A 23,704-nucleotide genomic window follows, 5' to 3' on the forward strand; every position below is an offset into this window, starting at 1 on the left:
AGTTCAAATATCCTTATTATAGATAACCAAAAAACATTGAGTATGAGAAAATGGATCATTTTGGGAATGAGCATACTAGGTACGCTATCCTTAACAGCTTCTGCTACCAACTCTACCCTGCGTAACAACAGTAACAACATCCAATCCGATGAAATAACAGCTATTATTAACAAAGACACTTCAGAAAAAGAGTTAGATGATCTGAAAGCTTTTTTTTATGATAATGGCATAGAATTGATTATTAAAAAAATTGAATATAATCAGAATAATGAGTTAACAAGTTTAAGCATTATTCTAAAAAAAGGAAATTCAAAAAGCCAATACTCCTCCTCCTCTAACACACCTATCTCTAAACTAGAATTAGGATATAAAAATGGAGGGTTGTTCATAACTAATTCAGGAATATCAGGAACTAATATCTTGAACAATTTATCTCATTTCAGTTATCCAAATATTGATATGGATAGTATTATGAAAAAACATGGATTAGCGTTTAACTTTAATTTTGAAGAAGAAAATGATTCTATATTGGGTAGCCATTTTGACATCCACAAGTTAAAAGATCAGTTCATGCAATCTTTTAATTTTGAAGAAGATGAAAACGGAAATCTGGTTTTTGGCGGAAAACAAATGCAACCTTTTCAAAATCAAAGATCTCAAAAATATAGTTTTGTAGACAACCCAAATATCGAGAAACTCATTATCATTGATGGTAAAGAAGCTAATTTTGAGACACTAGATGATCTGGCAAATTCAGATCAATTGGCCGAAGTGGATTTTCTCAAACCCATTACCGCTATAAGTATCTATGGAGACAAAGCAAAAGATGGTGCCATTATTGCCATCACCAAAAAATAATAGAAGAAGTGACAGGGGACTTTTTTACAATCAAAGTGTAAAAGTCCCTTGTTTTTTAGTACTCTAGTAAAGAAGCAATAGGTGCATCAAGTTTATCCCTTCCATGAAGAAAACCTAATTCCATAATAAAGTTAAACTGTACCACCACTCCACCTAATTCTTTGACTAGGTCTGATACTGCTTTTGCTGTACCACCAGTTGCCAAAACATCATCATGAATTAATATATTATCCCCTTCTTTTATGGCATCAGCATGAATCTCAAGGGTATCTGTACCGTACTCAAGACCATAACTCTTAGATCTTACTTCATACGGAAGTTTTCCTTTTTTTCGAACCGGAATAAACCCTGCCTCTAATCGTTCGGCAAGCATCCCTCCTAAAATAAAACCTCTTGCCTCTATACCAATCACTTTATCAATTTTAACATCACCAGAGTAACACTGTGCCAATTGATCTGCACAACGTACCAATGCTTTATGATTTGCTAATAGTGGAGTTATATCTTTAAACAAAATACCCGGTTTAGGGAAATCTGGAATATCTCTGATAAAATCTTCTATGTTCATGAATCGAAAATAATGAAATTTAATATTTTTACTTAGATTATTCTCAAATTCCTGTTCAACACATCTTAAAAAATTATCTATGAGATTTATTTTGTTATTTATTTTCGGAAATTTATTTATTTCCTGTGCCCAACCTCCTACACAATTTGACACTACCTCATTAGAAGATACTTTTGTTACTCTCGATGCTGTTGATACTCCTTTTGATGAGATATTAGAAAAACACAAAGGCAAAACAATTTTTATAGACATTTGGGCATCTTGGTGCAAGGACTGTATTATTGGTATGCCCAAAGTGAATAAGCTACATAAAAAGTACCCTGATGTTCAGTTTGTTTTTCTAACCGTGGATCACGATGTAGTAAAGTGGAAAAAAGGGATACAAAAATTCAAAATTGAGTATGGTGATCATTATTTGATTAAAAGAGGTTGGAAAGGAAGCCCATTTTGCACATTTATTGATTTAGATTGGATACCTCGCTATATGATTATTGATACCACTGGACAAATAACTTTGTTCAAAGCGACCAAAGCAACAGACCGTAACATTATTAAGTCTCTAGATTCGCTGCTATAAAGAGGAGATTTCCTGTGTTTTTGAAAGAGAAAATTTTGACAAAAATAGTTTGGTATATAATAATAATTTAAACTATATTTGCACCCGCCTAACGGCCTCGTAGCATAACTGAATAGTGCACTTGATTACGGCTCAAGAGGTTGCAGGTTTGAATCCTGCCGAGGTCACTTAAAAACGAAAAGCTCACCAATCGGTGAGCTTTTTTGTTTGTATGAGATTTGAACAAGTTCAAAAATCGAAATACAAACAAAAAAGTACAAATCTGTGATTTGCGACTTTTCATTTAGACTACGGAGTTCAAAGGAAAACCTAAGGCAATCCTACCGAGGTCACAAACAAAAACCATAACCACCTAATAACAAAGTAATTGTGGTTTTTTTATTCTATTAAACTCTTATTTGTAACAGCTTTTGTAACGTAAATATTTTAGTAAGCTATGATCTGCAAATAGCCCATCAACCATTTTATGTCTACTTATTTATAAATTACTACAAGAGGTACATCTATAAGACTTCTAAGAGATACCGCCAAGAACGATATACAATGTTCTTGTGGACCTATATTAACTTTCTTTTCTTTGCAAATCTCTCGCTCTTACTTTCTAAAAGTAAGGTTCTCCTTTCCATAAAGTAAAATGCTTAGTACTTGCCGAAGACACCGAATTATATAAGTATTAGACTTTGTAAAAATACAAAAAGGAGATCGTTTATTAGAAATAGGCCATGGCAACTGTAGTCATTTAAGTAAATTTTTATTTCAGCAAGAACCTTTTCTGTACTTTGGGCTAGAGACCTCTTTATTAATGAGGGATGAAGCTGTAAAAATTAATCCATCTGCAATAACCAATAGCATAGCTTCTTTTTACCATTATGATGGAAAAAACATACCTTTTAGAGATAATCATTTTGATAAAATAGTAAGTATTAAATTAACACCATATATTTTTGGTCTAACCCCTCGCTATTTATTAATGAAATATACCGGGTTTTACGAACTTTAGGTCGCTGCAGTCTTGTATTTGCAGATGTGGATTTTATGAAAACATTACCCGTTACACTTTACAATTTTGAGTTATATAACGAAAAGAAAATCAAGAAATTAATAAAAAACACTTTTTTCAAAATTATAAGTATTCTACCCAAGACTGACTATGTAAAAAGCAAATCCGGTCAAATGGTGAACAGAAGATATTTTGTTGTTTTATTAGAAAAGTAGGTACGAATGATGCTACAAAGTTTGCATATCACCTAAAAGAGCACACCAACTTTATTTTTAATTTTTTAAAATATTCAGATTCTCTTTAACCCGTTTTATGCAGCAAAACTTCAATAAACACTGACATTTTCTTCTTTTCTACTTAGCATTGCTATAGTGACTACAAAAAAATGTAGTGAAGTGCTAGTGTATGTAGTAGGTCTAGAGTGTAATAGATTTTCTACTATAGTAAAGTGGGTTTAAGCCATTCCTGTTTGAGGAGCCCAATGAGAACATAACATATGCGGTGCCGCTTTCTGAGGGTTCGAACAATCGCTTGTTTCATATCGCAAACAAGTTTCGCAATTGCGATCATCCTTTAAAACAGCTTTCATTTCGAAACTATCACAAGTGTAACTACTAGTTACCTTCACTCCATGTATTCCACAAAGGTTATTATCTTTTAAATTTGCGCAGTTAGAGCAACCATTTCCTAATCTAATAGCCATAATTTTGTCTTTTTTAGGTTATTTCATAAAGTTACTTTCAAATCCAGCAAGAAACAATCTAAATAACTATTATCTAATACTTTATATTTAGATTTTATAAAAATAATATCTAAACAAAAAAACCGGATACTAATAGTTATCGTATCCGGTTACAAAATATAGTCCTTAAAATAGTTTCAACCTAGGTGGTTTGACCAAACAATTTTAATGTTTGCTGATAGCTTATTTTCTTTTTTAAAAAGAAGTTCCCCCATCATTAGGGTTATAAACATAATTGAATGTATAATAGCGTCCATTGCCTGAATTGTCCTGATCTTCATAATAACTCAAAATCTCAACTTTAGCATAATTTCCATTTTTGGTTTTGAAAACCAGTACAACACCTGGTATTGCAGAAATAATATTTGTAGTAAAATCGTAATTATACCAACCATTATTACTTCCTGTTGGTATTGCGAATCCATCTTCAATAGAATCCTGCAAAAAAGTTAATCCATCAACTGAAGCAACACTATCAAAAGTACCTGTAACTATAGCTACACTAGCATCTCCATTACGCTCGGGTTCATCATCAGTTCCTGTAGCAGCACCACCGTTAACGGCAATGGTTGTTCCTCTAAAAGCGATATCCCAATCTGTATTACTATCTGTTTCTGCTCCTGTTTCGAAATCAAATTTGGTGAATTCACCTGCATCAGGTTCGCCAAAATTACTTGTTAACGGTGCATACAAATTTTCGATAGTACCTTCAACAAGCGCTTCTATAATCGTAAATGTACCCGCACTAAGTGTCTCAGCGTTAAAGGTGACACTCACCTCACCACTATCAACAGTATCAGGAACAATAACTAAAATACTAGTACTTGATATACTGCTTACTTCTGCTTCAACACCATTAAATGTTACCGTAACATCCTCTGAGGAATCAGGAAAACCGGTCCCCGAAATGGTTATTTCTGTGCCAGAACTACCTTGGTCGACTGATAAACCAACCACGGTAAATTCTTCAGATTGTGTTGCATCATCATTACTATCGCATGAGGCTAACATGCTTATTATTCCGATAAATAAAAGAAATACTTTTTTCATTGCATTGTGTTTAAAAATTTATAACTGATAATTAATTTTTCCATAAAATTGTCTCCCATTTAGAGAAGGAATATTAGTGTCTGTATGATCAAATACATTATTTATCCCAAATTGAAATGTAAGGTTTGAATAGATGGTTTTGCTTACCGCGAAGTTTGTAAGAGAATAACCATCGACAAAACTAGTATCATATATATCAAGTAACCCGTTACCATTAGTATCATGAAGTCCGTATTTACTTCTATAAATCAGCCTTGCACTAATGTTTGTTTTTGTGGCCTCCCATCTATATGATAGTTTAAAATTTATATTGTGCCGTGAGCGATTTACGAGTCCAAAGTAGTCAGACTTCGTAATCGCCACGGTCTCATTTGTTTCTGGGTCTCTTATAAAGACTTCTTCATTTTCAATTTCTTGCTCTCTAGCTTTATCAAATGCATAAAGTAATTGATAGCCAGAACTGATTTTTAGGTTCTGAAGAATATCATACGCCAAATTAAATTCTAATCCTGTTGTATATACCTCGTCAAAATTGACGTAACTAAACACATTTTGTCCATTTGTCTTGCGGGCAATAATCCGGGTATCAATCAAGTTTTTAAAATCATTTCTGAAGAGGTTGAACTCTGTACTCAACTTCTTTTTGGAATAAGTAACCCCTATATTATACCCAATAGAACTTTCTGCTTTTAACTCCCCCATAAGTTCAGACTCTGGCACAACAACATTAACAATTTCTCCTTGTTCTTCTAATTCGTTTAATTCACCTAGAGCTACATTATATCCTAATACGGTATACCCTACTGTAGAGTTCGTAAAATCAAAATATAATTGTCTAAAATCCGGTGCTTTAAATCCATACCCGACTGAGGCCTTAAAAGCAAAATCATCAAAAATTTTACACCGAACTGCAAGTTTTGGGCTGAGTTGATTACTATATTCTGAATGATTATCAAAACGAATCCCAGCTATGATATTGAGGTGATCAAAAAATGTATGGTCGTGTTGAGCATATATATATTGAGAATTGAAATCAACACTTTCTTTAAAATAAGTTCTATCCAATTCTTCCCATTGATACCCTACCCCAGCAACAAATTCTCCTGCTTTGGTAAACGAATATGTACCTCTGATCTCTGGTCTTAAAAGATGTTGATCAAAATCACTTTCACTAAATACTTCTTGAGATAACTTTTCGACTATAGTTTCTTTAGCTTTGTAATTGGTATAATAAAACTCATAGTTGAGATTTAATTTTTTATTCCATTTATGATCAAAACGAAGGTGGGTATTATACTCATTTCCCTTAGTATCTCCATCATAGGCCACATTATCTAATGAAAAACCTACATCCTGATTTTGATAATAAAAACGTGTAGATCCAAATAAAGAAAGTGCATCAGAAAAGTCATAATACATCCTTGCATTTAAGGTATAATTTTCAAACGGATTTATAGTAGCCCCTTCTATTTCGGGGGTTAAATCATAACCATTACTAGAAAAACGATTAGCAAAAAAGGAATAACGAAAAGACTTTATTACTTGTTTAAAATCAATAGTAACATCTTGCTGTGTAAAACTTCCTAAACGATAGGATAAATTCCCAGAAAACTCCTCAGAAGTTGGTTTTTCTGTGATTATGTTAATGACACCTCCCAAAGCTTCAGAACCATATAAACTACTAGAAGGCCCTTTTACAACTTCTATCTGTTTAATGTTTCCGGTGGTAATCCTACTCAAATCAAAATTTCCTGCACTGCGCCCAACTAACGGTACTCCATCTATTAGAATCATAACATAGTCTGAAGAAATTCCTTGAATCTGTATCCCTGCAAACCCACTTTCATCACTAACAGTAATGATTCCTGTTTGTTCATTAAGAATTTCGTCTAAACGAACAACACCAGTTTGATCAATAGTCTGTTTTGAAATTAAAGTTACCGGCAATGGTAATGAAGAGAGTTGTCGTGGTGTTCTGGTAGCCGTAATAACAACCTCATCAATTTCAGAGACTTGTAGGGAGTCTACTTGTTTTTTCTGGCCAAAGCTCTCTTGAAAAAACAAAAACAATACTATACATATTCGGGTAACTCTAACTGACATCACTATTTAAAATCATTCTTAATAGAGTGCAAATATATTCGTTATTTTTATTTATTCTAAATAAATTTAATTATTTTTGACGGAAAGTTTGTTAAAACATATATTATAATTATTTCATCGATGAAAACATTACTCTCTATTACATTAGCAATTGGTATGATCCTAAATACATTTGCACAAGACAAAAAGGAAAAAGACATTAATGCGATAAAAAGCATGTGTGGTTGTTTTGAAGTGACTTTTAATTTCGCAGAAACTTTCCAATTCAGTAAAGACTCACTTTATCAACCTTCTAAAACCAAAATAGATAAAGCTTTAGAATGGGCTCAACTTATTGTTGATGAAAAAGATAAAGTTTCTATTCAGCATTTATTGCAAGTAGGTAATCCATCAGAACCCCATATAGTAAAACACTGGAGGCAAGATTGGTTATACGAAAACACAGTTTTCTATATGTATAATGCAAATAACCAATGGAAATTTCAGAATAAACCAAAAAAGGAGGTGAATGGACAATGGACTCAAAAAGTATTTCAGGTTGATGACAGCCCTCGATACGAAGGTTCTGCTACATGGGTTCATATAGATGGCAAAAGTTTCTGGGAAAACACTACTGATGCTCCCCTACCAAGAAGAGAGTATACAAAAAGAAGCGATTATAATCTTACTGTAAGAGGAAATCGTCATGAAATCACTAAAAAAGGATGGATTCATGATCAGGATAATGATAAAGTTATTCGAGAAGAAGGAAAAGATGATGTTCTTCTTGCCAAAGAAAAAGGATATAATACGTATGTAAAAGTTCCTGATAGCCAATGTGAAGCAGCTGCCAATTGGTGGAAAGAGCATCAGGATAAATGGGCTTTAGTAAGAAACAAATGGCAAGAGGTTTACGCAAGAAATAAGGACTTATCATTAGCAACAAAAGTAGATAACAAGCCGCTTTATAAACATTTATTTTCTGAAGACTATAAGCAACAAAATGATATTGCTAAAGTTATAGAGTCATTTGTAAAAAAGTAAAAAATGAAATTTATTAAGTGTATTATCTTTCTAGTAATCTTATTAGAAACGACTATAACAATTGCTCAAAAAGAGAATATCTTTTTACAAAGAAGTTATTGGCAACTTAATCCAAGTATTTCTGATATTGAAGAAAAAATCAAAGAGGGGCACAATATAACCGCTCTTAATGAACATTTTTTTGATGCTGTTTCTTGGGCATTAATAGAAAAAACAGACAATACAACTATTAAGTATTTGCTTACTAAACAGGGAAATGACGTTAATAAACTTACCCATGATGCACGAACGTATATTTTTTGGGCTGCTTATCGTGATAATTTAGAAATGATGAAGTTTTTGGTCAATCAGGGAGCAAAAACTGATATTATAGATAGTCATGGCTACTCGTTACTTAATTTTACTGCAGTTACAGGACAGTTGAATACCAAATTATATGATTTTTGTATTGCACATGGAGCAGATATTGTAAATGAGAAAAATAAGGAAGGGGCAAATGCCCTATTATTAGTAGCTCCATTCATAAAAGAATATAGTTTTATTGAGTATTTTACTTCTAAAGGAATTGATCTACACAGTACCGATCAGCAGGGAAATGGGATTTTTAATTATGCTTCAAAAAGAGGGAATACCAATCTGCTAGATATACTGGTAAAAAAAGGAGTAGCTTATAAAGGCCTAAATAATAACAATGGTAACGCTATGCTTTTTGCAAGTAACGGCACCCGTGGCCACACTAATTCCTTGGCAACCTATCAATTTTTAGAAAAATTAGGAATAGCCCCCAATGTAACCACAAAAAAAGGTCAAACTCCATTACATGCTCTTGCCTATAAATCTAAAGAAACTGATGTGTTGGGTTATTTTTTATCAAAAGGGGTTTCTATTAACAGTAAAGACCATACAGGACGAACAGCTTTGACTAATGCTGTACAATGGGGTACAACCAAAGTAGTTGATTTTCTTGTAGCAAATGGCGCTGATGTATCTGTAAAAGATAACCAGGGAAATACCTTGGCCTATTACCTCCTACATAGCTTCGATGCTGATCAACCAGAAATGTTTAATAAAAAGCTTACCACACTTACAAAACAAGGGTTCGATATAAAAGAAAGATCAGAAAAAAATGGAGGCTCATTATATCACATTGCTTTAGATAAAAATAACATAACATTACTGAAAAGAATTAAAGCTTTTGACATTGATGTAAATACCAAAAATAAAGAAGGTATTACTCCTTTACATAAAGCAGCAATGACTGCAAAGGATGAATCGATTCTTAAATATTTACTTTCTATAGGAGCAGACAAAAATATCAAGACTGATTTTGAAGAATCCGTGTATGATCTTGCAAGTGAAAATGAACTATTACAAAAGAATAAAATTGCTATAAATTTTTTAAAATAAAATGAAATTCAGTTTACTATATAAAATAATTACTCCTTTAGTACTCCTAAGCTTTATGTTGATAGGGTTTAATTCAACCTCGAATGCTACCTCCACATATAAGTGTATGATACAAATGATAAATTATACAGGAGAAGGAGCATATATCGTAATATCCTTATTAGATCAACAGGGTAATTATGAGAAAACATTATATGTTCAAGGTGACGACGAAGAATGGTATCATGATATTCCGGAGTGGTGGCGTTTTTATGGAAAACACCGGCCTAATATTGATGCCATCACCGGAGCAACTATTAGTGGCGGAAAAAGAGCTATTAGTGTTTTTGAAATTGAAAATGACAAAATTGATACTGGGTACAAAATTCGTTTCGAAACAGCTGTTGAGGATCAAGAATACTATAAGGACGATATTGAGTTCGAATTAACATCAGAGACAATAAAAAATAAAGTAGAGGGAAAAGGTTTTATTCGCTACGTACGTCTTCTTCCTCAATAATTTTAATCACTAAATGACCATTTCAATATGGAGATATAGTCATATGCTTTTGGCTATATCTTCTTCTATTTTTCTTACGCTCGCTTCAATAACGGGAATTATTCTTGCCATTGAACCCATTACCGAGAATCAAAGTCCCTATAAAATAGATCGGATTAAGAGCATCTCAGTTTCTGAAACCATTGAAGTATTACAACTTGAATATGATCAAATAATTACGGTTAAAATTACTGATTCTGATTTTGTTATAGCATCTGTAATCAATAAAGAAGGGGAAAGCGAAACAATTTATATCAATCCAAAAAACGGTAAACGTTTAGGGAGAATAGAACAAAAACATCCTGTTTTTAAATTTGCAACGAACTTACATAGGTCCTTATTTCTAAAAAGTATTGGACGCTTCTTTGTTGGATTTGTTTCTTTATTATTAGTCGTAATTGTAATAACCGGAATTTTTCTTATTCTGAAAAGACAAGGAGGAATCAAAAAATTCTTTTCTAAGGTGACTCCTGAGTCTCCAAATCAATATTTTCATGTAGTTTTGGGACGTTGGCTCTTTATCCCTATACTCATTATAGCGATTACTGGCGTTTATCTATCCCTTGAAAAGTTTTCTCTCTTACCCAAACATAATTTCTCTAATGAAATTAATTTTAATCAAACCGATAAGAAAACTGCACCTTGGCATTTTCATATTTTTAAAATCACACGTTTAGCCGATGTAAAATCTATTGAATTTCCGTTTTCTGAGGATATTGAAGACTATTTCAAACTAGAATTAAAAAACAAAGAATTGATAATCAATCAGTTTGACGGGAGTATTATTAAAGAAAATGTGTATCCATTCTTTGCTGTAGCATCTTATTATAGTTTTTTGTTACATACAGGAAAAGGAAATGTTTTATGGTCTTTAGTATTATTACTGTGTTCTTGTTCTCTTTTATTTTTTATGTATTCTGGTTTTTTTATGACTATCAAAAGACAAAAATCAGGAAAATTAGTCAATCTCGCCAGCAAAGATGAATGTGAATATGTTATTTTGGTTGGATCCGAAACAGGTACTACTTTTAATTTTGCAAGAGCATTTAGTAGGAGCCTGACAAAAATTGGTAAACAAGTATTTGTATCTGAATTGAACACATACAGCACCTATAATAAAGCTAAACACCTCATAGTATTTACTTCGACTTATGGTGACGGAGAATCTCCGGCTAATGCAAATAAGTTTACAAATTTGTTCCAAAATACCGAGCCCATTAACCCTCTTCAATTTTCTGTAATTGGCTTAGGGTCGACCAAGTATCCCGAATATTGCAAATATGCAGGTGAAATAGATAAAATGCTTAATACGCATGAAAAATTTAATCCAGTCATGCCGCTATTCAAAATCAATGAACAGTCTATTGAGGCTTTTCAAAAATGGGCAACCACATGGAAACAAAATACAAAAACTCCCTTGGAGGAAATTAACACTCCAACAGAAAAAATGTTCAGGTTTACAGTTATTCACAAAACAAAAATAAATAAAGATCATACTTTTTTGCTTCAATTAAGGCCTCCTAGTCATCTGAAATTTGAATCTGGAGACTTGATTGCAATAAGACCAAATGCTGATAACAGCCACCCTCCGAGACTTTATTCTATAGGTAAAATTGATAGAAACATAGTACTAAGTATCAAAAAGCATGATTTGGGACTATGCTCAAACTACTTGAATACATTAACTACTACTAACCAGTTACAAGCCTCCATTCGTACAAATCCGAAATTTCATTTTCCAGATTCTGCACCAGAAGTTCTTATGATTGCTAATGGAACCGGAATTGCACCTTTTTTAGGTATGATTTTTTGTAATAATAAGAACATAAAAAAGCATATTATCTGGGGAGTTCGAACAAACGATTCTTTGGATATCTACCAAAAACAAATCAATCCTAGAATGCTTGAAAAAAGACTTATAAGCTTTCAAATAGCCTATTCAAAAGAGTTAAAAAGTAAAACCTATGTACAAGATTTGATAAAAAAAGAAAAAGAATTAGTAACAGATATTTTATCTAAAAATGGAACAATAATGATCTGTGGATCAATGCAGATGCAAAAAGGTGTCATAGCTGTTTTAGAGGAAATTATTCAAACCAAATTAAATACTACCATTCAGGAATTAATTAGTAAAGGGCAAATTAGAATGGATTGTTATTAAGAAAACCCTAAAAAACATGTATCAAGTCTATGTGCAAAGATGTAAAAATAGTATCAAAAATTAAAAAAGGGCAATTATCAAAATGTCTTACCTGTGACTTATATCTTCTCACTTATAATAATTTGTTGTTTGAGTTTACAAACGAAGAATTTATAAGCTTCAAGAATTACTTATTAAGTATAGAATTAGACTATTGGGAGCATCATCATTCTAATTCAGATCTGAAACGAAAAATTCCTATCCCTACATTACAACAGAATTTATGTTTGATGTTTAGTCGAAAAGAAATTCATGATATAATCTCTTTAGTATTTTATAGTAATTACGATAAATCAAAAATATTACGAGTATATGAGATCGATTACGTGACATATGCTAACTAAGAAAACACCTGTACAAATTGTATTTTCGGACTTCACAACACAGTCATAATGCATTTTAGTGTACCTGTTTCTAAATTGTAAAGACTATAACTATTATTGACTTGCAATTTATCAACTAGAAAAAAATAATTCTACAATTTTGCACATCAAAACTCTTTTAATAAAAAGTTCATTATATATGAGACCGTTTGTCGGTACAAATTTATATCAAAGTTCTCTTCTAATTAGAAAAATATTGTGGTTACATGCCTAGGAAGAGAAGAAATCCCTTCTACTTATCTACTGATATTTTTATTTTTTTTGTTAAAAAACCTAATAAATACCAATAAAAAAGCAGTGAGATGAAGAATGCAAAAAAATAAAAAAGAGCTCACATGTTTTTATTTAGAATAAATAAAAATAACAATATATTTGCCCTCCCAAAATAAAATCAATTGCAAAAACTTCTTTTTTATTTCTTTATACTACATCTATCGTCTGCAATTTCGCAGGTTCGTTATAGTGGGATGATAGTTAACGATACCACAGGAAAACCTATTGAAAATGTCCTGGTAGAACATACAGAAACACACACTTGGGTTATTACCGATGCTACTGGACACTTTACAATTGTTCTCCCTCTCTCAAAAAAGATATTTCTAGAGGTTAAACATTTATCTTATGTTAATCAACAGGTTTTTATTACATCTGATGAGAACACCCCGATTAACATACGATTAGCAGAAAATGATTTGCGTATTGATGAAATTTTGCTGATTGGTACAAATAAAAAGTATTCAGAAATTGTTTTAAAATCTGAAGCCGTAGATAATATACAATCTTTTTCTGCCTTAGGAGTGTTAGAACAATTACCCGGGCAATCTACCTCAGAAACATCGCTAAACGGGTATAAAAACATGGTTTTCCGTACAGCAGAAGTAGGATTGACAGGTGGAGAATCTTATGCAAACAAAGCCTTTGGTACAGCCGTTTTAGTTAATGATATTCCTTTATCTAATAACGAAAATATGCAAAAATGGGCTCCGAATACTGCGGGTGTATTCGGTGCTGCATTCAATCAATTTACCGTAGAAGCAAATGCCTCTAATACATCTACGACCTATAATAATGCTGGTTTGGGTGTTGATCTACGACAAATACCTACAGAAAATATTGATGAGATAGAGGTTGTACAAGGAATTCCCGAAGCTAGATACGGTGACCTAACATCTGGATTAGTAAAAATTAAAACAAAAGCGGGGATTACTCCATTTATATCATCCATATCTTTTAGAGATGGGACAACACAAATAAATGCTTCTAAAGGATTTAAAATTTCTGATACTTGGGGAGTACTTAATATGGGGATTTCGTATTTAAACTCTAAAGAAGATCCTAAAGATGTTTTGGATGTGTATAACCGGGTGAATCTAAATACAGATTGGTCGATTTTTACAACGAAAACAAAAAACACATTGTCTTTTGCTTTTTCTAGCAGTTTAGATGATGGAAAACAAGACCCTAATGACATTACAGAAACATTCGTAAAAAATAAGGATCAGTCCATTAGAATAAGTAATCGATTTGCATATAAAGTTAATCAGTGGATTGATGAAGTATCTATACTTTCTAGTTTTGAGTATAGACAACAGCATACAATTAGACGGGCTAAGGTAAATACAGGTGGAGAGGTAATCCCTATAGCATTAGAATCCGGCATTTCTCAGGGTGTATACACCCCTACTGTTTATTTTTCTACCAGAGAAATAGACGGAAAACCAATTAATGGTTTTTTTGATATACAATTGCTTAAGAGCTTTTCTACTAAAAAACAATGGACACACAAATTCATTACAGGTGCCACATTACGCTATAGTGATAATTTAGGAGCAGGTAGAATTGGTAATCCTCAAACCGCTGATGTGCAATTTGTACTTAGTGGATTTAATTCTGCTACAACAGGTTTTAGACCATATAGCTTTAACGAAAGCTTACGTCCAGAACTTCAATTAGCAGGTTTTATCCAAGATAATGTTCTAAAATATTGGGATAATAGTTCTTTGAGTATAGCAGCAGGTTTGCGATGGGACAATCAAAACAATTACAATACAATATCACCTAGAATTAATACCTATTTTCAGAAAAACAAAATAAAAATACGTGGAGGCATAGGACTCTCTGCCAAAGCTCCTTCTTTAAATAGTATCTATACAGGGAAACAGTACTTTGATCAAATCATAGGAGATTTTAGATCAAATGAGTACAATGTGGCCTATGTACAGACCTTTGTAAAAGAAGAACAAAATCTTGACCTAAAACCTACCAAAAGTCTAAACACAGAATTGGGATTAGATTATCAATTGGGATGGGCAGATTTTAGTATAACTGGTTTTTACAAAAAATTATCCGATGGTCTAACATCCCTTCGTGTATTTAATACTGTAATAGGAGATGATTACCTTGTTCTATTCAATGAACCCGAAGCACCAACCATAGATATTATTGGAGAAAAATTATATACTTATGAAGACTCCAAAACAATTAATGGTCTTACCTCTTTAGATTATGGATTCGAATTTTTGCTTAGAATTCCTAAAATAAGAGGGCTTAATCTAGACGCTACGATTAATGGCTTATTTGCAAAAACTGAAAATAACAACATCTCTGATATTTATACCGACAGTTCATTAGAGAGCGAGAACGCTACTATTGGTGTTTTTGATAAAAGTATTACTACGATTCAGGAACTATTCAGAATAGGTGCTTCTATTAATTATCATATCTCAAAAATAGGGCTTTTAGTAAATCTTCGTACAGAACATTTTATCATCAACAACACATTTCTCGATGATACTTATGATACATATCCTATTGGCTATTTTGATCAAGAAAATAGATATTTCGATATCCCAGAAACGGATAGATCAAATACTGAGTTATACGGACATTTATTTAGAACGGTAAATACTGTAGCTACAAATACTTCGGATAAAGTATTTCATAATCTGCACTTAAGAATATCAAAGGACTTTACAAATGGATTTAGAATTGACTTTTACGCAAACAATTTTCTGAATCTAAAACCCACATATATAGATAATAATGGTGATGAAATACTAAGGGACATTACTCCATTATCTTTTGGGATGAAGCTAAACTATAAACTTTAACTACAAACAAACATGAAAACAAACTCAGTACTTAAATTATTTATGATCCTCCTAGTAACTTCTACAATTATAAGTTGTAGTAATGACGATGATTTTGGGGCAATTACAGAAGAAGATGAAACACAATTAATAGATTTTACAATACAAACTTCATTAAGTTCAGATATTGGAGAGGCTGACCTAGAAGATGTGACCATCAGTTTAACAAACACTACGACAGGTGAAATTTTTGAAACAAGTACCAATGAAAACGGAACTGCTATTTTTGATCAACTAGAAATTGGGCTATACGCTGCGATAGCAACATTGACATTAACAAAAGAAGAGTTCGAAAACAAACTAGGATATACCCCAGACACAGAAGAAGTTACATTTAATGGGGCTCAGGAAAACATTGTTATTAATGTCAATGTTACTTCTACCAATATCGAACTTACTACTGGTAAAATAGGGGATTTATTAATTAAACAAGTCTATTATGCAGGTTCTGGGTTTGATGGGGCCTCTTTTAGAGATCAGTTTATCGAAATCTATAACAACTCTAACGAAATTTTATATGCAGATGGTTTATTAGTAGCACAAGTATACGGAAGTATATTTACAGGTGTTGCTGACTACACATTAGAAAATGGTCAGTTTGATTGGACTAAATCACCGTCAAATCAGGTAGGTGCTGATGCGAATGATAAGTATGCTTATGCAGATTTTGTATATCAAATTCCGGGTAACGGAACTACATATCCTATTAATCCTGGTGAGGGCATCGTAATTGCTACAAATGCATATAATCATAAGGAAACATTGATCGAGAGTGATGGATGGGAGTCGACTGTTACGGACCCATCACTTACTATTGATCTTAGTGAAGCAGATTTCGAAGGATATTTAGTAGACTATATTACCAGTTCAGATGGATATCCAGGAACTTGGGATGTACAAAATAACAATGTGCCTGATTTAGAAATTATACATTTTAAATCGGGAAAAGATATGGTACTCAATACAGGTGGGGCTGATAGTTTTGTTATATTCACCCATGATACACCAAATGACTTACCTACATATCTAAGCCCTGATACCTCTGATGACAGTTTATATATGCAAATCCCTGTAGAAAATATAGTGGATGCTGTAGAAGTAAACACAGAAGATCCAACAAATTTATACCCTAGACAATTACCCACAGCCTTAGATGCGGGGTATGCCTATGTACCAAATGGTTATTTTTCTTCGCAATCTGTAATCAGAAAAGTAGAAAAAGAGGTAAACGGACGTAAAGTGTTATTCGATACTAATAACTCATCAGTAGATTTCACATACTTAGACATGGCATCGCCAGGTGCCTTTGTAGAATAAAAAAATAGAATATACTTCTTGATTTTTTAAGCTTAGAAATGGACTAAAAAATCAAGGAGTACTCTAGTTATGGTTATGAAGAAGATTTTAGGTATTTGCATTACATTTTGTTTTTGTACATGCGTTCAGTTAAATGCGCAAATTGATAGTTTAGACATTTCGATGTTTAGACTTCGTTCACTTGCGTGGAAACATTTTGTTAATGCACCTGCTAATAATCAACTGTTACCAATCGCTGATTTTACAGAGACTGGTCTTTATGGACAACTCAAAGAACAACCTCTTTCCAAAAAACAGACGCCTAACAATGTACAATCTTACGGTTTTAGAAGTAGAGGTATTTTTACACTACAAAATAAAGCTAAACTTTTTGGACACTTAGATTTCTCTAGATCATATACCAAGGAATCTTCTTACCAATTAATGCCAAATCTATCAGAAGAGTTTTCTGATGAATTAGTAACGAGTCCACATTACCCACTTGCCATACGTGCCGGAAATACAGAGAATCAGCATTACAGACTTATGGGAGGGTATAGTGGTGTTATAAAAAAGAGTTTCCCCTTTAGCATAACTATACATTACAATCTCGAAAAGTTTTTTGGACTTACAATCCCGAAAACTGAACAGGAAGTAATTGATTATTCGGGGAAGTTTGAGTTAGGGTATCAATTCAAGAAACATCATATATTCGGAATCGCTGAATTCGGAAAACATCAGACTAATTTTTCGTATCATAGTGATACTATTGATGGGATTCGTATTGACTCTGTTACAGAAACTGATTATTATGCTGGATACTCTGTTGGATATGGAGATATACTAGGGTTTAATGCATCTTTATTAGACGGAATAACTCAAAAAGATAAATTTGTATTCGGAGGTGGATACTCCTATACGTCTGGAGCTAATTTCTTTACTTTAATCTATACGTATAAAGATCAAAAAGAAAGTTATTTTTCGACACCATTTATAGATAATGCGAATCTAGCTGCTGTTTTTAATACCGAAGAATCCGCACTGGCAATTTCTTATATCAAACAATCTAAATCGCAATATTTAATCTCAGATACCAAATTGATTTTTGGAGAAGGGACAAATGCTCATACCTTTGATGACTATATCGAAAATGATCCCCAACGTACTGTAAAAACAAATTATAAACAAGAAGTTATACATGTAGAAAGTACCATACAATGGGGTAAACTTAGAGATCATAGAACACAAATTGGAGCGCAATTAGAAACACATATAAGACAGACTCGTACTCAAGATATCAATACCACAGATAAAGAAGTTACATATTGGCAAACTAAATTCTCTATTAATAAAGATCTGAAAATTACCCCCAAATCATTTATCAATCTAGAAACAGGAATTAATTATTACCTTCCTATTACTACTTCTTTGATATATGATGCAACCAACTCTTCAACCAGTACTGGTGCATCAGTAATTCCTCCTAGAAGTACTTTTGGAGCTGATGTGATAGCATTCGATGATACGTATGATTCATTACATAAAATTGGTCCTGTTTTAGGAATAAATTATCAAATACGGATGAAGAAAAAGGAAATCGCCACAATAGCAGCATTCTATTCTCATCTAATAGGCATGGGCCACCATATAGATACCATCACAGGAACGAATAATACATTTTCTATACACCTTAACTTAGCATATTAATGAATCTTAGAGTTTTAACTTTGATATTCTTCTTAGTAAGTATATCATGCCTGATCACCTCATTTAGTATCAAAGAGTTTGTAATTGGAGACTACACTATAGAAAAATTAAGAGCACTTTACAGTAGTGGTGATTCTAAAAATTGGCCCATTCCTACATTAGATAGCAGTATTATTGATGAATATGTCGAAATTGGAAATCTTGAAACCATTAACCATCCCAAAAACAACCCATATTCTATAGAGAAAGCTGAATTAGGAAAAAAGCTTTTTTTTGATCCAAGGTTATCAGGTTCTGGTCAAGTTTCTTGTGCGAGTTGTCACGAACCTCAACTTGCATGGGGAGACGGAAAACGAGTTTCACATGGAGATTTACAAAAACAAGGAAGTCGTAATGCCCCAACCATAATTAATATTGGGCAAGCCCAAAGTTTGTTTTGGGATGGTCGCGCTGGTTCTTTAGAGGAACAAGCACATGCACCAGTAGAAAGTACTATAGAAATGAATACAAAATTTGCGGTAGCGGTACAAAACATTCAAAATATAAAGGGGTATGACTCATTATTTGCAGGTGTTTATGGTGATCAAAAAGTTACTGAAAATCGCATTAAAAAGGCCTTAGCAACCTATCAACGGACTATAAAAAGTACAAATACACGTTTTGATCATTTTATACGAGGTAATGAAGAAGTATTTACAGATCAAGAAGTACTAGGGTTACATCTATTTAGAACCAAAGGGAGATGCGTAAATTGCCATTATAGCCCTTATTTTTCGGATCAAAAATTTCATAATGTAGGCTTAACCTATTATCAACGTTATTATGAAGATTTAGGAGTCTATAATCAAACGGGGAAAAAAGAGGATGTTGGTAGATTTAAAACTCCAACACTTAGAGAAGTAGCCAAAACAGGGCCCTACATGCATAATGGTTTGTTTCCTGATTTAGGTGGTATTATGAACATGTACAATGTGGGAATGCCTCGCCCAAGACGAAAACCAAAGCAAGAAAATGACACTTTATTTCCTACTACATCGGTACTTTTGAAACCTCTAAAGCTAAGTACCGAAGAAAAAGATGCCATAGAAGCATTTCTAAAAACACTCACAAGTAGAACAGCAAATATCGAAGTCTTTGTCGAATTACCTAATTAATAAATAGATACAAAGAAATTGAGTATTCTAATCAATCAGGAAGAACTGGTAAAATGATTCTTGATAATTTTGAAGTATTTGTTTCTAAGGATTCTTTAGTAGGAACACGTGCAGGGAATGATAACATATCTAGTGTTGAAGTCGTATTTAAAAACAGACGAGATCTTGAACTCTAATAATAAGAAAACTATTCGATTTTAGAGAATTCAATTTCAAACTGTTTCGATCTCTTTCTTTAGAGTTTATAAATAAACAAAAGTTAAAAATAAAAGAGCTTGCTTTTTTGTGTTAGATGATATTTTTATTGTTCTCAAACAGAACTTTGTAAGGACCAGATGTAAAACATTCCTATGAGATAATCATTATAAATAAAAACCATAAATCAATGCTTCAAAATGCTTTTTCTTTTTTTTGTTCTATATCTTTCAATTTTCACATATTTTTAAAAACTTTGGGTTTGTTTTAAGTTTCATACCAATGGTACCTTTATTTTTTATTCTTAATTTTAAAAAATATTGTGATGGCCAAGTGTATGTACAACATTCATAATCAAATAACATACACAGATATACCCCTTGATTAGCGTATCCTGAACTCATACACTTATCGCAGTATGTAATTTAGAATGACCATAGAAACTCAACTTCTTAAAAAAGTAGCTCAAGGTAATCGAAAGGCTTTTCGGCAATTGTACCTATTGTATAAGGACAAAGTATATAATACAGCTATTGGTTATTTACAAAATATCGAGGAGGCAGAAGAAATTACTCAAGATGTTTTTTTAACCATTTATGAGAAAGCAGAAACATTTCGAGCAAAATCAAAAGTAAGTACCTGGATTTATAGAATCACGGTGAACAAGGCACTAAATCTGCTACAGAAAAGAAAAAGACAACTTTTTTCTAGAACAGAAATACAAGAGTTTCATAGTATAGATTTTAATCATCCCGGAATATTGTTAGAAAATCAGGAAAAAGCCACCTTATTATTTTCGGTTATCAACAAACTGCCGGACAATCAAAAAACTGCATTTATTTTAAGTTATGTAGAAGGGTTACCCCGACAAGAAGTAGCAGCTATTATGCAAACAACACTCAAATCAGTTGAAAGTTTATTACAAAGAAGTAAGAAAACATTGAAAAAAAAATTAATTTCAATGTATCCCGAAGGGAAATTAAAAAAATAATGTCTAAAGGAAAAATACCTTTTTAGAAACAATGGATAAAAAAGAACAGTGGGCAGATGACATTTTACACAGCTTAGAAGGTGCAAAACGTGCGATCCCAAAAAATGATTTATTTGATGAAATACTAGCTAAAATTCCGGAGAAAAAGGAAAACAAAATAATTCCTCTAGTTCACTTAACCTGGATAGCTGCTGCTGCGGTTGCAATAATCGTAGTAAATGTTTATGCCTTGCAATTGCAAAATACAACCATCAAAAATGTAACCGAGAGTTCTGATAAGGAAGTCTCTCTATTATCGAATTATGTATTTTAATACTAAAAAATGAAAAAAGAACTACTTTACAAAATCGCCATAACTATTTTACTAGTGCTGAACATAATACAGATTGGTAATACACCATTAACAAAAAAACCTCCGCAAAAACATAACCCGCATCATAAACCAAATGCTATAGAAATTCTGCATTTAGATCAAAAGCAAGATCAGGAATTCAAAGAAATTGGAAGAAAACACGGTGAAGTTATGTCTCTATTGAGAAATGAACAAAAACAATATGTGCAAAACTACTTTTTAACTCCATCGGACTCCTTATTAGATCATATTAAAGAAATTGAAGCTAAAAAAATAAAAATTACTGAGGAACATTTTGAGGCTATGAAATCTATTCTAAACAACGAACAAAAACCTCATTACAAGAACTTTAAAGAAAAAGCTATCGATTACATACTGCGGTAAGACAAAGAAAATTTAAAAAAAAACAACAAACAAACGAAGGATTTGATATTGGTTCTTGTCAAAAGGTAAAATTAAAACTCTTTTTACCATGAAACAATCTTCATTTCTAATAGTATTTTTTTTACTATTCAGTCTTCATTCATTTGCCCATAAAGAGGGACATGGATTTAAAAACCTTACCAAATGGACCATTAACGACAAAACAATAGAAGCTTCTTTTTTAAAATCGACAGAAGACAATATCTTTTTAGAAACAAGGTCAGGAAAAATAATAGTGCATAAACTGTCCTCTTTCTCCCCAGAAAACCAGCACCTTATTCAAAAAAAAATAACCCACATTAAGGAGATTAACCACCTTGCTTCTAGTAAAATAAGCAGTGATAAAAAACAATCTTTGCTGCTACACCAAAGTACCAAAAGAAAAGTTCTGATCGGGCTACTTCTTTTGTCGATACTTCTTTTCTTTCTTTTTAAACGGAAAAAGCCACTATTGGTAAATACATTTTTCTGCTCATGGGTTTTGATTTTGCTTGCCTGTGATGACAATAATTCTGAAGAAGACGATTCTGATGATTCTACAGATGAACCTATATCTGTACCTGCAAATGAAATCACTCAGTTAGAATCTTTCTTCGGAAATTTTTCAAATGTCACCACTAGTTCTGATGACACCTATTTCTATGTTTCATCAACGGGTATACCTGATCATGATATGATGGTGGGCATTACCAATTGGCAGCAGCAGGTACCAATCCCACAAGAGTATACTGGGGCGAACAGCTGGGCTTTTCCTATTCAACCTGTACTTGCTGAAACTCCGTTACTATCTTCTGAACATTTTTTAAGAGGAGCCATTGCCATTGCGGTAAATGGGATTCCAATTTTTAACCCCCTTAACAACCGAGGAGAAGATGCATTTACAATCGGTGAATTAGATGATTGGGGCGGACATTGCGGAAGAGCAGACGACTACCATTATCATATTCCGCCAACTCACTTAGAATCTATCCTAGGATCTGATCAACCCCTAGCCTACGCGCTAGACGGTTTTCCTGTCTATGGCCAAACAACAGATGAACTGGATGAATACTTAGGTAAATTTAATGACGATGGCTCATACCAATACCATACAACCGATACATTCCCCTATTTTATCGCAGGAATGCGAGGTGAAGTTACACTAGACCCAAGTACCACCGCTCCCGAAGATCAAATTTTGCCGCAAGCAATGACTCAAGAAGTCAGACCTGCATTAACCCCATTAGCAGGTGCAGAAATAACAGCATTTACATCAACCGGTACCAACGCTTATTCTCTAGAGTATCAAATAGGAACTGACACATACTATACCAATTACAGTTGGGATGAAAATGGGTTATATACCTATGAATATGTTGATAGTGAAGGCAATGTAACTACTGAAACGTATCAAAGATAAAATCATTCAGCCATGCTAAAACATATCTATATATTCTGCTTTCTAATTACCGTTAGTGCATGTAATCCTGACGACGACACCAACGATACTTCAGAATTTTCGATTACTAGTATAGCAATAGAAAATGGAGAACTTCTTGATGAATATAAATGTGAGGATAAGATAGATGGTATCGAAAACTCTATTCCTTTAGCTTGGTCAGGAATTCCTGATGGCACAAAATCATTAGCTATACATATGATCCATTATCCCGATCCTGATAATACAGAAAATGTAAGCTCCTATATGATTTTATGGAATATTGATACTGATATCACTTCTATACCCTACGGTACTGCCGATGAAGGACCTTGGTATATGGGTGCAAATAAAGATGGTAATGCGATATCATATACTTCTCCTTGTTCTCAAGGTGCAGGGACTCACGAATATATTATTACTATTTATGCACTTTCAGAAACACCATCAAGTCTACCTACTACAAGTTCTTTAGATGTAGATTATACTGCATTTATTGAAGCAATTTCTACAGTAACTATTATTGAAACAGCGACCATCACATTTAATTCTATAACCTCTTAAATATTGT

21 protein-coding genes and 1 tRNA gene are annotated in these 23,704 nt (G+C 32.9%); 18 read left to right on the forward strand and 4 right to left on the reverse strand.

Going from position 1 to position 23,704, the window contains the following annotated elements:
- Positions 1–42 precede the first annotated feature (42 nt).
- Entirely contained in the window at positions 43–858 is an 816-nt protein-coding gene (locus DZ60_RS0109025) for a hypothetical protein (RefSeq protein ID WP_025741763.1), read from the forward strand.
- Positions 859–913: 55 nt separating this feature from the next.
- Here the strand turns inward: DZ60_RS0109025 and DZ60_RS0109030 are convergent, their stop codons facing one another.
- Positions 914–1,426, reverse strand: coding sequence for an adenine phosphoribosyltransferase (locus DZ60_RS0109030; RefSeq protein WP_025741764.1), 513 nt, complete (start codon positions 1,424–1,426; stop codon positions 914–916).
- 79 nt (positions 1,427–1,505) lie between these two features.
- Between DZ60_RS0109030 and DZ60_RS0109035 the strand changes: the two genes are divergently transcribed.
- The 3 genes from DZ60_RS0109035 to DZ60_RS24145 all read left to right on the forward strand — a co-directional run bounded on the left by DZ60_RS0109035 (position 1,506) and on the right by DZ60_RS24145 (position 3,003).
- Positions 1,506–2,003, forward strand: a complete 498-nt coding sequence (locus DZ60_RS0109035) for a TlpA family protein disulfide reductase (RefSeq protein ID WP_025741765.1) — start codon at positions 1,506–1,508, stop codon at positions 2,001–2,003.
- A 93-nt stretch (positions 2,004–2,096) separates the two neighbouring features.
- Positions 2,097–2,170: transfer RNA gene (locus DZ60_RS0109040), tRNA-Arg, on the forward strand.
- A gap of 635 nt (positions 2,171–2,805) precedes the next feature.
- Positions 2,806–3,003 (forward strand): hypothetical protein, encoded by a 198-nt coding sequence (locus DZ60_RS24145; RefSeq protein ID WP_025741766.1) that lies wholly within the window; start codon positions 2,806–2,808, stop codon positions 3,001–3,003.
- 454 nt (positions 3,004–3,457) lie between these two features.
- Here DZ60_RS24145 and DZ60_RS0109050 read toward each other — a convergent pair whose 3' ends face one another.
- The 3 genes from DZ60_RS0109050 to DZ60_RS0109060 all read right to left on the reverse strand — a co-directional run bounded on the left by DZ60_RS0109050 (position 3,458) and on the right by DZ60_RS0109060 (position 6,898).
- Complete coding sequence (locus DZ60_RS0109050; protein ID WP_025741767.1) at positions 3,458–3,706, reverse strand: hypothetical protein; 249 nt, start codon at positions 3,704–3,706, stop codon at positions 3,458–3,460.
- A 234-nt stretch (positions 3,707–3,940) separates the two neighbouring features.
- On the reverse strand, positions 3,941–4,795 hold the full coding sequence (locus DZ60_RS22780) for an HmuY family protein (RefSeq protein WP_025741768.1): 855 nt from the start codon (positions 4,793–4,795) through the stop codon (positions 3,941–3,943).
- Between the two features lie 18 nt (positions 4,796–4,813).
- Positions 4,814–6,898, reverse strand: a complete 2,085-nt coding sequence (locus DZ60_RS0109060; RefSeq protein WP_025741769.1) for a TonB-dependent receptor plug domain-containing protein — start codon at positions 6,896–6,898, stop codon at positions 4,814–4,816.
- A gap of 120 nt (positions 6,899–7,018) precedes the next feature.
- Between DZ60_RS0109060 and DZ60_RS0109065 the strand changes: the two genes are divergently transcribed.
- From DZ60_RS0109065 to DZ60_RS0109135, 14 genes are all read left to right on the forward strand, one after another.
- Complete coding sequence (locus DZ60_RS0109065) at positions 7,019–7,921, forward strand: DUF6607 family protein (protein ID WP_025741770.1); 903 nt, start codon at positions 7,019–7,021, stop codon at positions 7,919–7,921.
- 3 nt (positions 7,922–7,924) lie between these two features.
- Entirely contained in the window at positions 7,925–9,328 is a 1,404-nt protein-coding gene (locus DZ60_RS0109070; RefSeq protein ID WP_025741771.1) for an ankyrin repeat domain-containing protein, read from the forward strand.
- A gap of 1 nt (position 9,329) precedes the next feature.
- A complete protein-coding gene (locus tag DZ60_RS0109075) occupies positions 9,330–9,827 on the forward strand; it encodes a DUF2271 domain-containing protein (protein ID WP_025741772.1) in 498 nt (165 codons plus the stop codon).
- A 13-nt stretch (positions 9,828–9,840) separates the two neighbouring features.
- A complete protein-coding gene (locus tag DZ60_RS0109080; protein ID WP_025741773.1) occupies positions 9,841–12,027 on the forward strand; it encodes a PepSY domain-containing protein in 2,187 nt (728 codons plus the stop codon).
- Between the two features lie 29 nt (positions 12,028–12,056).
- Complete coding sequence (locus DZ60_RS24860; protein ID WP_025741774.1) at positions 12,057–12,410, forward strand: DUF6686 family protein; 354 nt, start codon at positions 12,057–12,059, stop codon at positions 12,408–12,410.
- Between the two features lie 434 nt (positions 12,411–12,844).
- Positions 12,845–15,559 (forward strand): TonB-dependent receptor, encoded by a 2,715-nt coding sequence (locus DZ60_RS0109090; protein WP_025741775.1) that lies wholly within the window; start codon positions 12,845–12,847, stop codon positions 15,557–15,559.
- Between the two features lie 12 nt (positions 15,560–15,571).
- Positions 15,572–16,915, forward strand: coding sequence for a DUF4876 domain-containing protein (locus DZ60_RS22785; RefSeq protein WP_025741776.1), 1,344 nt, complete (start codon positions 15,572–15,574; stop codon positions 16,913–16,915).
- A 75-nt stretch (positions 16,916–16,990) separates the two neighbouring features.
- Positions 16,991–18,601, forward strand: coding sequence for a DUF6850 family outer membrane beta-barrel protein (locus DZ60_RS0109100; protein ID WP_152537401.1), 1,611 nt, complete (start codon positions 16,991–16,993; stop codon positions 18,599–18,601).
- Entirely contained in the window at positions 18,601–19,755 is a 1,155-nt protein-coding gene (locus DZ60_RS0109105) for a cytochrome-c peroxidase (RefSeq protein WP_025741778.1), read from the forward strand. Before DZ60_RS0109100 ends, DZ60_RS0109105 begins: the two co-directional genes overlap by 1 nt.
- A gap of 625 nt (positions 19,756–20,380) precedes the next feature.
- Entirely contained in the window at positions 20,381–20,941 is a 561-nt protein-coding gene (locus DZ60_RS0109115; protein ID WP_025741779.1) for an RNA polymerase sigma factor, read from the forward strand.
- A gap of 31 nt (positions 20,942–20,972) precedes the next feature.
- Positions 20,973–21,254, forward strand: coding sequence for a hypothetical protein (locus DZ60_RS0109120; RefSeq protein ID WP_025741780.1), 282 nt, complete (start codon positions 20,973–20,975; stop codon positions 21,252–21,254).
- A 9-nt stretch (positions 21,255–21,263) separates the two neighbouring features.
- Positions 21,264–21,677, forward strand: a complete 414-nt coding sequence (locus tag DZ60_RS0109125) for a hypothetical protein (protein WP_025741781.1) — start codon at positions 21,264–21,266, stop codon at positions 21,675–21,677.
- Positions 21,678–21,765: 88 nt separating this feature from the next.
- Positions 21,766–23,115: a YHYH protein gene (locus tag DZ60_RS0109130; RefSeq protein ID WP_025741782.1), complete on the forward strand. Its 1,350-nt coding sequence runs from the start codon at positions 21,766–21,768 to the stop codon at positions 23,113–23,115.
- Positions 23,116–23,127: 12 nt separating this feature from the next.
- A complete protein-coding gene (locus DZ60_RS0109135; RefSeq protein ID WP_025741783.1) occupies positions 23,128–23,697 on the forward strand; it encodes a YbhB/YbcL family Raf kinase inhibitor-like protein in 570 nt (189 codons plus the stop codon).
- The last annotated feature ends 7 nt before the right edge of the window (positions 23,698–23,704 follow it).

It is taken from the genome of Aquimarina pacifica, assembly GCF_000520955.1.
GTDB classification, from domain to species: Bacteria; Bacteroidota; Bacteroidia; order Flavobacteriales; family Flavobacteriaceae; genus Aquimarina; species Aquimarina pacifica.

Excerpts from the sequence above, each read along its gene's own strand:
- DZ60_RS0109060 (WP_025741769.1), bottom strand. The coding sequence starts at position 6,898 with ATGTCAGTTAGAGTTACCCGAATATGTATAGTATTGTTTTTGTTTTTT.
- DZ60_RS24145 (WP_025741766.1), top strand. The coding sequence starts at position 2,806 with ATGAGGGATGAAGCTGTAAAAATTAATCCATCTGCAATAACCAATAGC.
- DZ60_RS0109070 (WP_025741771.1), top strand. The coding sequence starts at position 7,925 with ATGAAATTTATTAAGTGTATTATCTTTCTAGTAATCTTATTAGAAACG.
- DZ60_RS0109100 (WP_152537401.1), top strand. The coding sequence starts at position 16,991 with ATGAAGAAGATTTTAGGTATTTGCATTACATTTTGTTTTTGTACATGC.
- DZ60_RS22780 (WP_025741768.1), bottom strand. The coding sequence starts at position 4,795 with ATGAAAAAAGTATTTCTTTTATTTATCGGAATAATAAGCATGTTAGCC.
- DZ60_RS0109105 (WP_025741778.1), top strand. The coding sequence starts at position 18,601 with ATGAATCTTAGAGTTTTAACTTTGATATTCTTCTTAGTAAGTATATCA.
- DZ60_RS0109035 (WP_025741765.1), top strand. The coding sequence starts at position 1,506 with ATGAGATTTATTTTGTTATTTATTTTCGGAAATTTATTTATTTCCTGT.
- DZ60_RS0109125 (WP_025741781.1), top strand. The coding sequence starts at position 21,264 with ATGAAAAAAGAACTACTTTACAAAATCGCCATAACTATTTTACTAGTG.
- DZ60_RS0109050 (WP_025741767.1), bottom strand. The coding sequence starts at position 3,706 with ATGGCTATTAGATTAGGAAATGGTTGCTCTAACTGCGCAAATTTAAAA.
- DZ60_RS0109120 (WP_025741780.1), top strand. The coding sequence starts at position 20,973 with ATGGATAAAAAAGAACAGTGGGCAGATGACATTTTACACAGCTTAGAA.
- DZ60_RS24860 (WP_025741774.1), top strand. The coding sequence starts at position 12,057 with ATGTGCAAAGATGTAAAAATAGTATCAAAAATTAAAAAAGGGCAATTA.
- DZ60_RS0109130 (WP_025741782.1), top strand. The coding sequence starts at position 21,766 with ATGAAACAATCTTCATTTCTAATAGTATTTTTTTTACTATTCAGTCTT.
- DZ60_RS0109065 (WP_025741770.1), top strand. The coding sequence starts at position 7,019 with ATGAAAACATTACTCTCTATTACATTAGCAATTGGTATGATCCTAAAT.
- DZ60_RS0109115 (WP_025741779.1), top strand. The coding sequence starts at position 20,381 with ATGACCATAGAAACTCAACTTCTTAAAAAAGTAGCTCAAGGTAATCGA.
- DZ60_RS0109075 (WP_025741772.1), top strand. The coding sequence starts at position 9,330 with ATGAAATTCAGTTTACTATATAAAATAATTACTCCTTTAGTACTCCTA.
- DZ60_RS0109025 (WP_025741763.1), top strand. The coding sequence starts at position 43 with ATGAGAAAATGGATCATTTTGGGAATGAGCATACTAGGTACGCTATCC.
- DZ60_RS0109135 (WP_025741783.1), top strand. The coding sequence starts at position 23,128 with ATGCTAAAACATATCTATATATTCTGCTTTCTAATTACCGTTAGTGCA.
- DZ60_RS0109030 (WP_025741764.1), bottom strand. The coding sequence starts at position 1,426 with ATGAACATAGAAGATTTTATCAGAGATATTCCAGATTTCCCTAAACCG.
- DZ60_RS0109080 (WP_025741773.1), top strand. The coding sequence starts at position 9,841 with ATGACCATTTCAATATGGAGATATAGTCATATGCTTTTGGCTATATCT.
- DZ60_RS22785 (WP_025741776.1), top strand. The coding sequence starts at position 15,572 with ATGAAAACAAACTCAGTACTTAAATTATTTATGATCCTCCTAGTAACT.